We start from the raw sequence: 14,737 nt of genomic DNA, 5'->3' as shown, positions 1-14,737 counted from the left end.
GGGCAAAAACGGTTTGCTCCGATACCGCTGTCATCTCGTCACTGGCCAAGGCCTCTGCCCATCAACCAGAACGGACGCGATAGACAATCGAGACCTAAGCTTTACCTCAATGGGCCACGGGCGTTGTTGTTTCGATAACGTGAATCGCCCTTCGAGGAAAACACCTCCATGTTCAGTAAATGGCTGGATCCCGCGCTGCTCTTGCTCAGCGCCCTGACGCTGCTGGCGGGGGGTGTTGCGCACCTTTGGCAAAGACCGGACTGGGCGTCGATGTGCTGGGCCGCAGGAAGCGTGGTGATGGCCTTGGTACTGTTGGTCGAGATCGTCAGGCGTCTGGCCCGGCACGAGGCCGGTGTAGACATGATCGCGTTGCTGTCGATCACCGCCGCCCTGGCCTTTGCGCAGACATTGGTGGCAGCGGTGATTGCCTTGATGCTCGCAAGCGGACGTACCCTGGAGTTTTTTACCAGCCAACGCGCCGAACGTGAGCTTCGAGCCCTCATCGACCGGGCGCCACGTTCTGCCTGGTTGCAGGAGGCGGGCGGGTTGCGCGAGATCCCCGTAGAACAGATCCAGCCCAATCAAACATTGCTGGTGCGCCTGGGGGAGGTGGTACCGGTCGACGGGCGCCTGCTGAGCCCCACCGCCGAACTGGATGAATCGGCACTCAGCGGCGAATCGTTGCCCGTCACTCGTCGCGCAGGCGAGCAACTGCACAGTGGTGTTTCCAATGTCGGTGCACCCCTCCTGTTGAGCGCCACGCGAACGGCCGCACAGAGCACCTATGCCGGGATCGTTCGGCTGGCCGAGGAGGCGCGACGTTCACGCGCGCCATTCGTGCGCTTGGCCGACCGTTATGCGTTGTTCTTCATCCCGTTGACCTTGCTGATTGCCGCAGCGGCCTGGCAACTGAGTGGCGATCCCTTGCGAGCGCTGGCGGTATTGGTGGTAGCCACGCCGTGCCCGTTGATACTGGCGGTACCGATTTCGATCATGTCAGGTATTTCGAGGGCGGCGCGGCGCGGAATATTGATCAAGGACGGCGCGACCCTGGAGGCGTTGGCCGGTGTCAAACAGGTGTTTCTCGACAAGACCGGAACACTGACCAGCGGCCATGCCCGTCTGCAATCAATCGAGGTCAATGGGCTTGCCGACCCCTTGCGTTTGCTTGGCCTGGCCGCTTCGCTGGCGCAGGCCTCGACGCACCCCATCTGCCAGGCCATTGTCGACGCCGCGCACCAGCGTCAATTGCCTCTGAGCATCCCCCGACAGGTGGATGAGAGTCCGGGCGCCGGCCTTTGCGGGGTGGTCGATGGCAGGCGGGTGCGTTTCGGCACGTTGTCTTTTGCTCATGCCGACGCACCTGCATCCGATTGGGGTGCAGCCATGTTGCGCCATATGGATTACCTGGCGTGCAGTGGAAGCTTTATTGACGTGGATGGAGAACTTGCCGGCCTGCTGGTGTTTTCGGACAACGTGCGTCGAGAAACACCACAAACCCTGCGCCGCCTGCGCGCCCGGGGCATAGAGAGGATCGTCATGCTCACTGGCGATCGCCTGGAAACCGCCGAAATGGTTGCGCTGTCCGCCGGGATTGACGAGCTGCGAGCAGGGCTGATCCCCGAGGACAAAGTGCGAGCGGTGCAGGAAGGGTGTTTGCGCGCCAGTACCTTGATGGTCGGCGATGGCATCAATGATGCCCCCGCGTTGGCGGCGGCCAACGTCGGCGTGGCCATGGGGGCCAGTGGTGCCACGGCTTCTGCACAAGCCGCGGGTGTGGTGCTGCTGGTAGACCGTCTCGATCGTCTGGTGGAGGCATTGGACATTGCCCGCCAAACCCGTCACATCGCCCGCCAGGGTGTGCTGGTCGGCATGGGCATGTCGTTACTGGCCATGGTGGTGGCGGCCCTGGGTTATCTGCCGCCGCTTATCGGTGCCGTTGTGCAAGAGGGCATCGATGTGGCGATCATCATCAACGCCTTGCGTGCATTGGGGCCGCTGCGCGGGGTGCGCCAACAAAGGCTGGCAGCGCAACAGATCGATCACCTGCAGGACGAGCACAAGGCATTGTCTTCAGTACTGAGCGACCTGCATCAACTGGCCATTGATTTTGCCCGGCGTCCATTGGCACAAGCACAGTCGGATTTGCAGGCGCTGGTCAACAAGCTGCAAACAACCCTGGCACGCCATGAACGTGAAGACGAAAACACACTGTATCCGCAACTGACGCAAAGCATGCCAGGCGAGGATCCCATGTCAGCGATGAGCCATGCTCACCGGGAGATCTTTCGCCTGATCCATCTGCTGGCGCGCATGAGCCGTGACTTCTGTGCCGCCCCCGAAACGGCATCGGCAGATGAGATTCAGCACCAGTTGATTCGGCTGGATACGCTTGTGCGAATGCATTTTGATCAGGAAGAAGAGCTGTTTCGCTATCTGGATTGGCGCTGAATCAACGTCTGGGCAGGATGCGGGTCAACGTGTTGTCACCCACCCAGTAATGATGAATCAACCCGGTCGCCGCGTGCAGTCCGATCAACCAATAACCGGTGCTCCCAAGCAGTTCGTGCCAGTGCTTGAACTGCTTGGCCAATGACGGATCAACCGCTATTGGCGAGGGCAGGAAAAAACCGAAATAGGGCATCGGTTTGCCTTCTGCCGATAGCAGCAGCCAGGCCAATAGGGGGGTGGCGATCATCAGTATGTACAGCATCGAATGCATCAAGTGTGACATGCCGGTTTGCCAGGCGGGCAAGGCCGGTGCGATAGGCGGGCGCGGCGCAAGACGGCGTGCGAGCAGACGAACCCAGACGAGGGCGAAGATGCTCAGGCCGAACACTCCATGCAGCCCCAGAAACAAACTCCTCAAATGGCCACCGCGCGGCATCAGCCCCTTGATTTCGATACAAGCGTAGACACCGACAAACAACAGCAGCATTAGCCAGTGCAGGGTGATCGACAGTTGTCCGTAGTGCTGTGGCGTTGAGTGGCGTGTCATGGTGGCCTCGACAGATGGATGCTTCGAAAGAGCCAGTACCCTGCCTGCCAAGCCTTAAGGCAATCTGAAGAAGCAATGGGCCAATCTGTTCAAAAAAAGGCGTTGCCTTTTTCCTCTATTGCCTCAAGCGTCGGATTAACCACTGCTGTGGCTTCGACGCCAGCTTCTGAATGAAGAGAGTGAGTACGAAAATGCGTCGCGGTGTCATTTTCATAATCTTTGGCAATCAGTTTTTTTACTTACCGACTGCTGTCGGTGCGATCTTTTTCGCCTGGGGCAAATACTTCAATTACCAGCGGATGAACTACGCTCCAAAAACAACACTGCAGATCGAAGAAACAGTGTGCAAGGTCGATACGACCCGAAGGCTGATGGATACCCACTGTCCATTCTGCGGGATCCGGCATCCCTGATCGCCAGCACCCGGTGTACGCTCCGTGAGAATCAAACAGCCGCTGCCAGCTCTCCTGTTACTCGCCTTGCTATCGGGTGGCTGCACGACACTCGATGTCCCTCACGAACCCAGTCAGGCGTTGCCTGCGAGGGATTCGGCATTCGGTCGTTCTATTCAGGCCCAGGTAGCCCCTCATCAGGGCCAATCGGGCTTTCGCTTGCTATCCGATAGTGCAGAGGCTTTCACGGCCCGCGCCGAGCTGATCCGTAACGCTCAAAGCAGCCTCGACTTGCAGTATTACATCGTCCACGACGGTATCACTACGCGGATACTGGTGAGCGAGCTGCTCGACGCCGCCGACCGGGGAGTCCGCGTGCGGATTCTGCTCGATGACACGACCAGCGATGACTTGGAACGAATTATTGCGACGCTGGCTGCCCACCCGCAGATTCAGGTCCGCGTGTTCAATCCACTGCATTTGGGCCGCAGCACTGTCGTGACGCGAACAATGGGCCGGCTGTTGAACCTGTCGCAGCAACACCGGCGCATGCACAATAAATTGTGGGTGGTGGACAACAGCGTGGCAATCGTCGGAGGGCGCAATTTGGGGGACGAGTATTTCGATGCCGAGCCCAACAAGAATTTCACCGACATCGACATGCTCAGTGTCGGCCCAGTTGCAGAACAGTTGGGTCATAGTTTTGACCAGTACTGGAACAGTGCCCTGAGCAAGCCGATCGAGCAGTTTCTCTCGATCCGGCCAACAACCAGGGACCTGAAAAATACCCGGACCCGACTGGACGAATCCCTTGAGGAAACGCGTAAACAGAATCCTGCTCTGTACCAGCAGTTGATGACCTACACCACTCACCCGCGCCTGCCTGTCTGGCGCCGCGAGCTGATCTGGGCCTGGAACCAGGCGATGTGGGATGCACCGAGCAAGGTTTTGTCGAAGGGCGAACCCGCCCCGCACTTGCTGTTGACCACCCAGTTGGCACCTGAGCTTAACGGGGTCACCAAGGAGCTGATATTGGTTTCTGCCTACATGGTGCCCGGCCAACCGGGGTTGGTGTACTTGACCCGTCGTGCCGACGCTGGCGTGTCGATCAGCTTGCTGACTAATTCACTGGAAGCCACCGATGTGCCTGCCGCGCACGGTGGCTATGCCCCTTATCGCAAAACCTTGCTCAAGCATGGTGTGCAGTTGTTCGAATTACGCCGCCAGTCCGGCGACAATGGCGACAGCGACAACGGACCACACCTTTTTCACAACGGATCCTCCAATAGTTCCGATTCCAGCCTGCACAGCAAAGCGATGATTTTCGACCAGCAGAAAGCTTTCATCGGTTCGTACAACTTCGATTCGCGCTCATTATTGTGGAACACCGAAGTCGGGGTGTTGGTGGATAACCCGCAACTCGCCGGACGGGTGCGCGAACTGGCCCTGGAAGGCATGGCACCACCTCTCAGTTATCATGTCCTGCTGGAAAAGACACAGCTGGTCTGGGTCACCGAGGATGACGGCAAACAACATACGTTGACCACTGAGCCGGGGGGTTGGTGGCGACGCTTCAGTTCTTGGCTCAGCAGCAATATCGGGCTGGAGAAAATGTTATAGCGAGAAAATACTGGAGGTCACTCCCTTCATTTTACTTTCGTGACCAGGATGAATCATGCGGATGTGGGTAGGTGGTACGGCGCGGCTTATCAGCCAATTGATGATGGCTGCGGGTATCAGCCTCGTCGCAATCGTCACGGGTGTGCAGGCTCAAGTCACACCTCAAACCAGTCGAGAGATAAAGGCCTTGCTGGATTTTGTCGAACGCAGTGAGTGTCAGTTTGTGCGCAATGGAAGCGAATACCCAGGTCCCCGCGCTCGGGCGCACCTGGAGAAGAAGCTGGATTACCTCGAAGGCAAGAACATGTTGAACAGTGCAGAAGACTTCATTGATCTTGCAGCCACTAAAAGCAGTATAAGTGGACGCAATTATGAGGTTCGATGTTCGCAAGGTGTAGAACCGGCAAGCATCTGGTTGAAGCGGGAACTACAGCGGCAACGGCTACTTCATTGAGTCGCAAAGGAATGCACAGGATCGCAGGATGGTAATCAGGACGGCGGTCATCTGATACGGTTTTTTATGTTGTATCTGAGTCTTTTTTTAGCGACTCGCTGCTCTATAGAGTGCGCGTCCGACGCACTAGTGGACAGTGCTCGGCCGCCCACTGTTTCAGGCTCTCTGAAGACCGGACGACCTCGAGAGTCTTCAGGAACTACCATGAATACTCGTCCTGGTTCTCACAGCAAGACCTTCCCCGAGTCGCAAACTGACATTCTCGGTATGATTGCGACCGACCATCATCTGGGCGAAATACTCAGCGCCATCTGCCAGATGCAGGACGCACAGAGCCCCGAAACCTTCTGCTCCATCCTGCTCACTGATGCCGAGGGCAAACGCTTGCTGAGCGGCGCGGCGCCCGGCCTGCCGGTCGAGTACAGCGAGGCGATTCATGGAATGGCCATTGGTCCACAGGAAGGCACCTGCGGCACCGCAGCGTTCCGGCGCGAGCTGGTGGTCACCGAAGATATCGCCCGGGACCCGAAGTGGGAGCGTTTTCGCGGCCTGGCGCTGGGGCATAACCTGCGTTCCTGCTGGTCGGTGCCGTTACTCTCCCATCAAGGTAGCGTGTTGGGTACATTTGCCATGTACCAGAACCGGACCCACGCGCCGGATGAGGCGCAGATTCAACGCCTGGCCTGCGCGGCCCAACTGGCAGTCATTGCGATCCGCCATGAGCGTGACGGCCAACGGCTGGAGGCCAGCGAACAGCGTTTTCGCTCATTGTTCACCTACAACCCCAACCCGGTGTTCGCCCTCGATCTGGCCGGCAACATCCAGAGTGTGAATCCAGCAGGCCTGAAGCTGAAACCGCACACCGCCACCGATTTCCTCGGTCATCACTTTTCCCGCCTGTTGCTCGAAGAAGACCTGGAACGGGTCAGCCGGCATTTTTACGCCGCTCGCGCCGGAGAGCCTCAACGCTTCGAGGCACGGCTTCTCGACGAGAGCGATAACTTGCTGACCATGGACATTTCCAACCTGCCGATCATGGTCAACGGAGAGATCGTCGGGGTATTTGGCATAGCCCGGGACATCAGCGAGCAGAAGCATTACGAGCGCCAGTTGAGTTTCAACGCCTGCCATGACCGGCTGACCGGATTGCTTAACCGTGTATCTCTTGAAGAGCGGCTGATGCTTGATTGTCACATCAGTCGTCGACGCAAGCGTCGCCTGGCGGTCATGTGCATTGATCTGGATGGATTCAAATCCATCAACGATTCGATCGGGCATTACTTCGGCGATCAGGTGCTGATTGAGGTGGCGAAGCGTATGACCCGGCAGGTTCGGCCCGGTGACACCATCGTGCGCATGGGCGGTGACGAGTTTGTCGTGCTGCTGCCGGACCTGCTGCTTGATGAGGACGTGGTACCGGTGGTCGAGCGATTGATGGCCAGCATTGCCAGACCCTACTGCATCCAGGGCATTGACCTGCACGTGAGTGCAAGTGTCGGCATCACCCTGAGCGATGGTCACATCGAGCAGCCGATGCAGCTGCTCCAGCAGGCTGACATGGCCATGTACAAGGCCAAGCAGCAAGGGCGCAACAACTTTCAGTGGTACACCAGCGATCTCAATCAGCGCGTTTGCGAGCACGCGAGCCTGCGCAATGACCTGCAAAAGGCTATCGAAACCCAGTCGTTCAAGCTGCATTATCAACCGCAGATAGACGCGCGCACGGGACGGGTGGTCGGGATCGAAGCGTTGCTGCGCTGGGCGCATCCGGACAAAGGATTTATCTCACCGGCGGTGTTTGTGCCGGTGGCAGAGGACAGTGGCCAGATCATCCCGCTGAGCCTTTGGGTGCTCGATACGGCCTGCGCGCAGCTGCGCCAGCTAGGCGAGCAGGGCATCACGGGCATTTCGATGGCGGTGAATATTTCGCCGATGCATTTTCAGCGTGGCAATTTCGTCCAGTGCGTCCAAGCCGCCCTGGAGAAATACGGCCTGGGGGGTGAGCAGCTGGAGCTCGAGATCACCGAGTCGATTCTGTTGCATAACGCTGAACAGGCGATCGACACGTTGCATCGGCTCAAGGCGCTGGGGGTGCGCATTGCCCTGGATGATTTCGGCACCGGTTTTTCCAGCCTCAGTTACCTCAAGCGTTTGCCCATCGACAAGATCAAGATCGACCGCTCGTTCATTCAGGAAATCAGCACTGATCGTCATGATGCCGCCATCACTCAGGGCATTATCTCCATGGCACACCACCTGAGCCTGACGGTGGTCGCCGAAGGGGTGGAAACGGCGTCCCAGGTGGATTTCCTGACGGGCAGTCAGTGCGATGTCTTCCAGGGGTATTACTTTGCCAAACCGATGCCCTGTGCAGAAATCGAAGCGTTCCTGTGTCATCCCGCTTGCCTATCCCTGACCGGCTAGCCTGGCCGGTCCCCATCCTTAAAATCAGACGCTAAGGCAAATTTTCAGACCCTGGCGCAGAACTCCATCTCCCCAGGCAAGGCGCTCCCTGCGCCTTTCTCACACACTCGGCTCTAACGCTATCGCGCTGCAAAACAACAAGAGCCGCGAAAAAATGACTAGTTTCCAACCTGCTACCGAAAGCCAGACCGGCCACATCGGCGCCCGCCAGGCCCGGGTCGAGGACGCCGCATTGTTGCGCGGCCTCGGCTGTTATGCCGATGACGCTGCCATCCCTCCGGGTACGCTGCATGCGGCGATCATCCGTTCGCCCCACGCTCATGCGCGGATCACCTCGGTGGACTTCTCCAAAGCGCTGCTGATGAAAGGCGTGCACGGCGTGCTGGTCGGCGAAGACGTCAAACGCTGGGCGCTGCCTTTCCCGGTAGGTGTACGTCAGCCGATGGAGCACTGGTGCGTCGCCGTCGACAAGGTGCGTTATGTCGGAGAGCCGGTGGCCGTGGTGATCGCTGAGAGCCGCTATCTGGCGGAGGACGCCATCGAAGGTGTGCGCGTTGAATACGAGCGGCTGTCGCCGATCATCGATCCTGAACTGGCCACCGCCGAACAGGCGCCGATCCTGCACGAAGCGGTCGGCAGCAACGTGGTCAACGAACGGCACTTTCGCTATGGCGAGCCGGAACAGGCGTTCGAGCAGGCGCCGCACAAGGTCTCGCTCAAAGTGAAGTTTCCGCGCAGTTCCTGCACACCCATTGAATGCTATGTGGTGCTGGCTCAGTACGAGCGCGCCACTGGCATCTATGACGTGCTGGCCAATTTCCAGGGTCCCTATGCGTTGCACACGGTCATGGCCCGGGCACTGAATGTGCCTGGCAACCGCTTGCGTTTGCGCACGCCGAAAGATTCCGGCGGCAGCTTTGGCATCAAGCAAGGGGTGTTCCCTTACGTGGTGATGATGGGGCTGGCGTCACGCAAGGTCGGTGCACCGGTGAAGTGGGTCGAGGACCGTCTGGAACATCTCCAGGGGGCTTCTTCGGCGACCAATCGGGTGACCGAAATTGAAGCCGCGGTCGAAGCCGATGGCCGCATCACCGCGTTGCGTTATGACCAGATCGACGATTGTGGCGCCTACCTGAGAGCGCCTGAACCGGCGACTTTCTACCGTATGCACGGCAACCTCACGGGGGCTTACGCGATCCGCAATTTGCAAGTGCGCAACCGAGTGGTGTTGACCAACAAAACCCCTTCCGGCCTGAACCGTGGTTTCGGTGGCCCGCAGGTGTATTTCGCCCTGGAGCGGCTGTTGCAACACATCGCCGTGCAGTTGAAGCTCGATCCGTTGGATGTGATCCGCCGTAACCTGGTGCCGGCCGATGCCTTCCCTTATCGCGCGGCGGCCGGTGCATTGCTCGACTCCGGCAATTACCAGGCAGGCATTGCCTTGGCGGCGGCCGACGGAGGACTCGACGAGTTGCTCAAGCGTCGTGATCAGGCCCGTGCCGAAGGCCGAATCTATGGCATTGGTTATGCCGCCGTGATCGAACCCTCGATTTCCAACATGGGCTACATCACTACCGCGATGACACCCGAAGAGCGGCGCAAGGCCGGTCCGAAAAACGGCGCTGTCGCCACCGCCACCATCAACGTCGGCCCGTTGGGTGACGTCAGTGTGCACGTGTCCTCGGCGCCGCAGGGGCAGGGCCATCAAACCACTGTCGCTCAGGTCGTCGCCGAAGTGCTTGGGGTGGCGCTGGAATCCATCGTGGTCAACGTCGAGCTGGACACCCAGAAGGACGCCTGGTCGATTGCCTCGGGCAACTATTCCAGCCGCTTCGCCGGCGCTGTGGCCGGTGCCGTCTACAAGGCCGCGCTGAAGATCCGCGATCGCCTCGCCGCGATTGCCGCCGAGCAATTGCAGGCCAGCCCCGAAGATATTCGTTTCGCCGGTGGCAAGATTTTTGTGGTCAATGGCGGGGCGGTGGCGCCATTCCATCGGATTGCCGGTGCGACCCACTGGTCGCCGGGCCTGCTGCCGGAAGGTGAAAGCGGCGGCCTGCGCGAAACCGCCTTCTGGAGCCCGCCGCAACTGGTGGCACCGGACGACCAGGACCAGGTCAATAGCTCGCTGTGCTACGGCTTTGTCTTCGACATCTGTGGCCTGGAAATCGACCGTATGACCGGCGAGATCCACATCGATCGCTACGTCACCTGCCATGACGCCGGCCGCCTGCTCAACCCGGCACTGGTCGATGGCCAGATTCATGGTGGCTTCACCCAGGGCCTCGGCGCGGCGCTGATGGAAGAGTTCGCCTATGGCGAGGACGGCAGCTTCCTCTCCGGGACCTTCGCCGATTATCTGGTGCCGACCGCACCGGAAGTGATTGAACCGGTGATCCTGCACATGGAAACGCCATCGCCCTTCACCCCATTGGGCGCCAAGGGTGTCGGCGAGGGCAACAATATGAGCACGCCGGTGTGCATCGCCAACGCGGTGGCCGACGCCCTCGGTCGCTCGGACATCCGTCTGCCACTGACGCCATCGAAAGTACGCACGCTCATTGGCATCGACGAACCGCCACGGCCCGCCGGTATGGAAGCCGATGACAACCTCGACGCAGCCGCCGGTGGACCGGCACTGCGGGCCAGCGACTCGGTGGTGATTCCTGCCTCGCCGCAACAGGTGTTCGATACCTTGCTCGACCCGCAGACGCTGGCAGCGATCATTCCCGGTTGCCACGACCTCGTGCTCGAAGGCGAAAACCGTTACCGCGCAGACGTCACCGTCGGCGTCGGCATGATCCGCGCGCGCTTCGAGGCCAAGGTGGCCCTGAGCGATCTGGACCCGCCGCATTCGTTGCGTCTGTCGGGATCCGGCAGCAGCTCCATGGGATCGGCCCAAGGCCAGGCCCAGGTGCGTTTCGTCGAACTGGAAAATGGCCACACACGTCTGGAATACCAATACCAGGTGGCGGTCAGCGGCAAAGTCGCCGCCGTCGGCGGCCGCATGTTGCAAGGGGCCTCGAAAGTGATCATCGGACAAATATTTACTCGCCTGTCGCAACGGGTCAGCGGCCAAGCCATCTCCACCGGTTGGTGGGCGCGGCTGCGTGCCTCGCTCGGCGCGCTGTTCGGCAAGGGAGGTGCGCAATGAAACCGGCTGCTTTCGATTACGTTCGGGCTGACACCCGGCGTCAGGTGGTTGAGTTGCTCGCCGAGTACGGCCAGGAAGCTCGCATCATCGCCGGTGGCCAATCGCTGATGGCGGTGCTGAACATGCGCCTGGCTCAACCCAAATTGCTGATCGATATCAATCATGTGGATGAGCTGGCTTATATCGAGCTGCGCAAGGATTGCCTGGCTGTCGGTGCCGGGGTGCGACAGGCGCAGTTGCTGGCGCGTTCGAGCCTGATGGAAGAGGTGCCTTTATTGGCGCTGGCGATGCCCTGGATCGGCCACTTCCAGACGCGTAATCGCGGCACCGTCTGTGGGTCGGTGGCTCATGCCGACCCCAGCGCCGAGTTGCCACTGTGCCTGGTGACGCTGGGCGGCGAGATCGTCCTGGAGTCGAAAAAAGGCAAGCGCATCGTCAAGGCTGCCGACTTCTTCCAGGGCATTCTCACCACCGACAAGCGTGCGGATGAACTGGTCGTCGAGGTGCGCTTTCCGCTCAAGCGCGAAGGCATCACCTATCGCTTCCGTGAAATCGCCATGCGCCACGGTGACTTCGCCATTGTTTCCCTGGCCGCGGCCATCGGCGCGGACCAGGTCGAACTCGGCATCGGTGGGGTCGCCGACCGTCCGCAACGTCGCAGTCTGCCACGTGGTGCAGCACTGCCCGATGCGCTCAATCAAACCGCCTGGTCGCTCGATGCACAAGACGACGTGCAGGCCAGTGCTGCCTATCGCCGCCAACTGATTCGCGAGCTGGGTCATCAGCTGATCGAAGGAGCCTGACATGCGTGTAACTGCCGACCAAACCTTTCCGATTCGCCTGGAACTCAACGGCCGCTCCCGCGAAGCGTTGGCTGAACCGCGCACCCAACTCTGCGATTTCCTGCGCCACGACCTCGGTGCCACGGGTGTCCATGTTGGATGCGAACACGGTGTCTGCGGTGCCTGCACGGTGCTGGTGGACGGCGTCGCCATGCGTTCCTGCCTGATGCTCGCGGTTCAGGGGCACGAGCGGCGTATCGAGACCGTCGAGTCCTTGGCCGACGACGACACACTGAGCGACCTGCAACAAGCTTTTCGCCGTCATCACGCCTTGCAGTGCGGCTTTTGCACTGCGGGCATTCTCATGTCCTGCGTGGATTTCCTCGAACGGGTACCCAACCCGGACGAGACCCAGGTACGCGACATGCTTTCGGGGCATCTATGTCGCTGCACGGGCTACACCGGCATCGTCCAGGCCGTGCTCGAAGTCGCCGCCCAGCGCCAAACGAACAAAGGGGTATAACAAAAATGTTCGATCTCGGACGCAGCTTCCTCGCAGCCGTTGAACGCCGACCGCACGCCGTGGCGGTCAGTGACGGTGCATTGAAGAAAACCTATGAAGACTGGTTCGTCGATATCCAGAGCGCAGCCAGGGGCCTGCAACGCCTGGGGCTGCAACGCGGCGACCGAATGCTGGTAGCGATGCAGAACCGCTGGCAAATGGCGACCCTGCATTGGGCCTGTCAGTTTGCGGGCGTCGTCATGACCCCGTTGAACTGGCGTTCGACTGCCGATGAACTGGGCTACTGCATCGAAGATGCGCAAATCCGCGCGTTGGCCTACGACGACGCGACCGTGGCCGCCGTAGCCGGTTGCAGCGCCGCCACAAGGCTGCCACGGATCGCCGCCGGTCTGCGTGCCGCCGACTCCGACCTGAGTTTCGAGGAACTGTGTTCGCAAGCGCCTGCGGCAATCATTCTGCAGGCCAACGCCGAAGACTTTTCACTGCTGCTGTACACCTCCGGCACCACCAGCAAGCCCAAGGGCGTGCTGCGTCGCCACCGTTGCGAACGCGCCGCGGCGGTTGCCCACGTAGCGCAAAACCTTTACCGCCAGAGCGAGTGCACGCTGGGAGTCATGCCGCTTTATCACACGATGGGCGTGCGTTCGTTGCTGTCCATGGCGCTGATCGACGGACATTTCGTCTGTGTGCCCAAGTTCGATGTGGAAGCCACGCTGCAGGCCATCGAGCGGGAAAAGGTCAGCAACCTGTACCTGGTGCCGACGCTCTACCACATGCTCATCGAACACCCGGCCTTCGCCCGCGAGCGAGTCGCCAGTGTGGAGAAAATCGGCTTTGCCGGTGCGCCGATGAGCGACGGCTTGATGCGTCGCGTCGAGGAGGCGTTCCAGCCGCAATTGTTCGTCAATCATTACGGCAGCTCGGAAATCTACACTTTCACCATCGACCAGCAAGCCAGCCGCAAACCCGGTTCGTCAGGGCGCAGTGCAATGAACCAGCGAGTGCGCGTTGTGCCGCTCGATGCAGAAACGGCAGACGTGCAGGCCAATCCGTTGGAGGAGGGCCAGATCATCGCCGACCTGGCGAGTGACGAGGCATTCGAAGGCTACCTCAACCGCCCCGAAGCGACCGCCAAGGCGTTGCGTGACGGATGGTATTTCACTGGTGACATCGGCTACTTCGATCTGGAGGGCGATCTGTTCGTCACGGGTCGGGTCGATGACTTGATCATCACCGGCGGCGAAAACGTCAGCCCGGCGGAAATCGAAAACATGCTCTCCCTGCACCCGGCCGTGGAAGAAGTGGTGGTGGTCGGCCTGCCCGACGAGCAGTGGGGCAAGATCATTGCCGCGTTCATCAAGCTGCGCGCCGAAGTCTCGGAGTGCGACCTCGATGCCCATTGCATTGCTTCGGGCCTGGCCAAATTCAAGCGGCCACGGCGTTACCAGTTCATCGACCAGATTCCAAAATCTCCCGTTGGCAAGGTGCTGCGGCGCGTGCTGCTGGCCCAATTCCAGGAACAGGCCTTGAAGGCCATCAGCTAATCATCCAGAGGACACTCCCATGCAACAACAATCGATCCAGCAATTTCTCGAGACTCAATTCGATGGCTTCCAGGTAGAAGTCGATGTGTCCCGCGAGCGCGCCGACATCATCCTCAACCGGGCGCCGTTGAACGTCATTTCCATGGGGCAGCGCGATCAGCTGCGCCTGGTCTTCGAAGCCCTCGATGCACACAAGGACGTGCGCGTCATCGTGCTGCGCTCGGTGGGTGAACACTTCTCCAGCGGCGGCGACATCAAGGGTTTTCTTGAAGCGTCGCCAGAGCACGTTTCCAAGCTGGCCTGGAACGTCGCGGCACCGGCACGTTGCGAAAAACCGGTGATCGTTGCCAACCGCGGTTACACCTTCGGTGTCGGTTTCGAACTGTCCCTGGCCTGCGATTTCCGCATTGCGTCGCAAACCACGCGCTATGCCTTGCCTGAGCAGAACCTGGGGCAGATCCCGGGCTCGGGTGGCTCCGCACGCCTGCAGAAAATCATTGGCATCACCCGTACCAAGCACATGGTGATGCGCGCCAAACGCATCACGGGCGACCAGGCCTATGCCTGGGGTATCGCTACCGAGGTCGTGCCGGACACCGAACTGGAAAGCACCGTCGATGCCTTGGTCGATGAGCTGCGTCGCTTCTCGCCGCTGGCTCAGCGCACGGCAAAAAAACTGATCAACGACAACGAAGATGCACCGCTGACCGTCGCGATCGAAATGGAAGGTCACTGCTACAGCCGCTTGCGTAGCTCCAAGGACTTCAAGGAAGGCGTCGAGGCGTTTCACAGCAAGCGTGCGGCCGTGTTCACCGGCGAATAAATGTGTGCCGGCGAGCAGGCCCGGGA

General features: G+C 60.1%; 10 protein-coding genes. 9 read left to right on the top strand and 1 reads right to left on the bottom strand.

Annotated elements, in window-relative coordinates:
- Positions 1–168: 168 nt before the first annotated feature.
- Positions 169–2,451: a heavy metal translocating P-type ATPase gene (locus CGA21_RS21800; protein WP_188265014.1), complete on the top strand. Its 2,283-nt coding sequence runs from the start codon at positions 169–171 to the stop codon at positions 2,449–2,451.
- A gap of 1 nt (position 2,452) precedes the next feature.
- Here the strand turns inward: CGA21_RS21800 and CGA21_RS21795 are convergent, their stop codons facing one another.
- A complete protein-coding gene (locus tag CGA21_RS21795) occupies positions 2,453–2,998 on the bottom strand; it encodes a cytochrome b (RefSeq protein ID WP_188265013.1) in 546 nt (181 codons plus the stop codon).
- 437 nt (positions 2,999–3,435) lie between these two features.
- On the opposite strand from CGA21_RS21795, the gene CGA21_RS21790 reads away from it, so the two are divergent.
- From CGA21_RS21790 to CGA21_RS21755, 8 genes are all read left to right on the top strand, one after another.
- Positions 3,436–5,010, top strand: a complete 1,575-nt coding sequence (locus CGA21_RS21790; protein ID WP_188265012.1) for a phospholipase D family protein — start codon at positions 3,436–3,438, stop codon at positions 5,008–5,010.
- A gap of 55 nt (positions 5,011–5,065) precedes the next feature.
- Positions 5,066–5,464 carry a DUF5329 domain-containing protein gene (locus CGA21_RS21785; RefSeq protein WP_188265011.1) on the top strand — a complete coding sequence of 133 codons (399 nt, stop codon included), beginning with the start codon at positions 5,066–5,068 and terminating at the stop codon, positions 5,462–5,464.
- 204 nt (positions 5,465–5,668) lie between these two features.
- Positions 5,669–7,888: a putative bifunctional diguanylate cyclase/phosphodiesterase gene (locus CGA21_RS21780; protein WP_188265010.1), complete on the top strand. Its 2,220-nt coding sequence runs from the start codon at positions 5,669–5,671 to the stop codon at positions 7,886–7,888.
- A 154-nt stretch (positions 7,889–8,042) separates the two neighbouring features.
- Entirely contained in the window at positions 8,043–11,039 is a 2,997-nt protein-coding gene (locus CGA21_RS21775; protein WP_188265009.1) for a xanthine dehydrogenase family protein molybdopterin-binding subunit, read from the top strand.
- Positions 11,036–11,842, top strand: coding sequence for an FAD binding domain-containing protein (locus CGA21_RS21770; protein ID WP_188265008.1), 807 nt, complete (start codon positions 11,036–11,038; stop codon positions 11,840–11,842). The genes CGA21_RS21775 and CGA21_RS21770 overlap by 4 nt, the downstream gene beginning before the upstream one ends.
- 1 nt (position 11,843) lies before the next feature.
- Entirely contained in the window at positions 11,844–12,344 is a 501-nt protein-coding gene (locus CGA21_RS21765; protein WP_008060977.1) for a (2Fe-2S)-binding protein, read from the top strand.
- Positions 12,345–12,349: 5 nt separating this feature from the next.
- The gene (locus tag CGA21_RS21760; protein WP_188265007.1) at positions 12,350–13,888 is read left to right on the top strand and encodes an AMP-binding protein; all 1,539 of its coding nucleotides are present in this window, start codon (positions 12,350–12,352) and stop codon (positions 13,886–13,888) included.
- 19 nt (positions 13,889–13,907) lie between these two features.
- Positions 13,908–14,711 carry an enoyl-CoA hydratase/isomerase family protein gene (locus CGA21_RS21755; RefSeq protein ID WP_020800292.1) on the top strand — a complete coding sequence of 268 codons (804 nt, stop codon included), beginning with the start codon at positions 13,908–13,910 and terminating at the stop codon, positions 14,709–14,711.
- Positions 14,712–14,737: the final 26 nt, after the last annotated feature.

Source organism: Pseudomonas sp. PSB11 (genome assembly GCF_014596605.1).
In the GTDB taxonomy this organism is placed as follows: Bacteria; Pseudomonadota; Gammaproteobacteria; order Pseudomonadales; family Pseudomonadaceae; genus Aquipseudomonas; species Aquipseudomonas umsongensis.
This window is presented reverse-complemented; position numbering and strand designations above follow the sequence as displayed.

Bases quoted from the DNA above. Each gene is read 5' to 3' on its own strand.
- CGA21_RS21800 (WP_188265014.1), top strand. From the start codon at position 169: ATGTTCAGTAAATGGCTGGATCCCGCGCTGCTCTTGCTCAGCGCCCTG.
- CGA21_RS21795 (WP_188265013.1), bottom strand. From the start codon at position 2,998: ATGACACGCCACTCAACGCCACAGCACTACGGACAACTGTCGATCACC.
- CGA21_RS21785 (WP_188265011.1), top strand. From the start codon at position 5,066: ATGCGGATGTGGGTAGGTGGTACGGCGCGGCTTATCAGCCAATTGATG.
- CGA21_RS21780 (WP_188265010.1), top strand. From the start codon at position 5,669: ATGAATACTCGTCCTGGTTCTCACAGCAAGACCTTCCCCGAGTCGCAA.
- CGA21_RS21775 (WP_188265009.1), top strand. From the start codon at position 8,043: ATGACTAGTTTCCAACCTGCTACCGAAAGCCAGACCGGCCACATCGGC.
- CGA21_RS21770 (WP_188265008.1), top strand. From the start codon at position 11,036: ATGAAACCGGCTGCTTTCGATTACGTTCGGGCTGACACCCGGCGTCAG.
- CGA21_RS21765 (WP_008060977.1), top strand. From the start codon at position 11,844: ATGCGTGTAACTGCCGACCAAACCTTTCCGATTCGCCTGGAACTCAAC.
- CGA21_RS21760 (WP_188265007.1), top strand. From the start codon at position 12,350: ATGTTCGATCTCGGACGCAGCTTCCTCGCAGCCGTTGAACGCCGACCG.
- CGA21_RS21755 (WP_020800292.1), top strand. From the start codon at position 13,908: ATGCAACAACAATCGATCCAGCAATTTCTCGAGACTCAATTCGATGGC.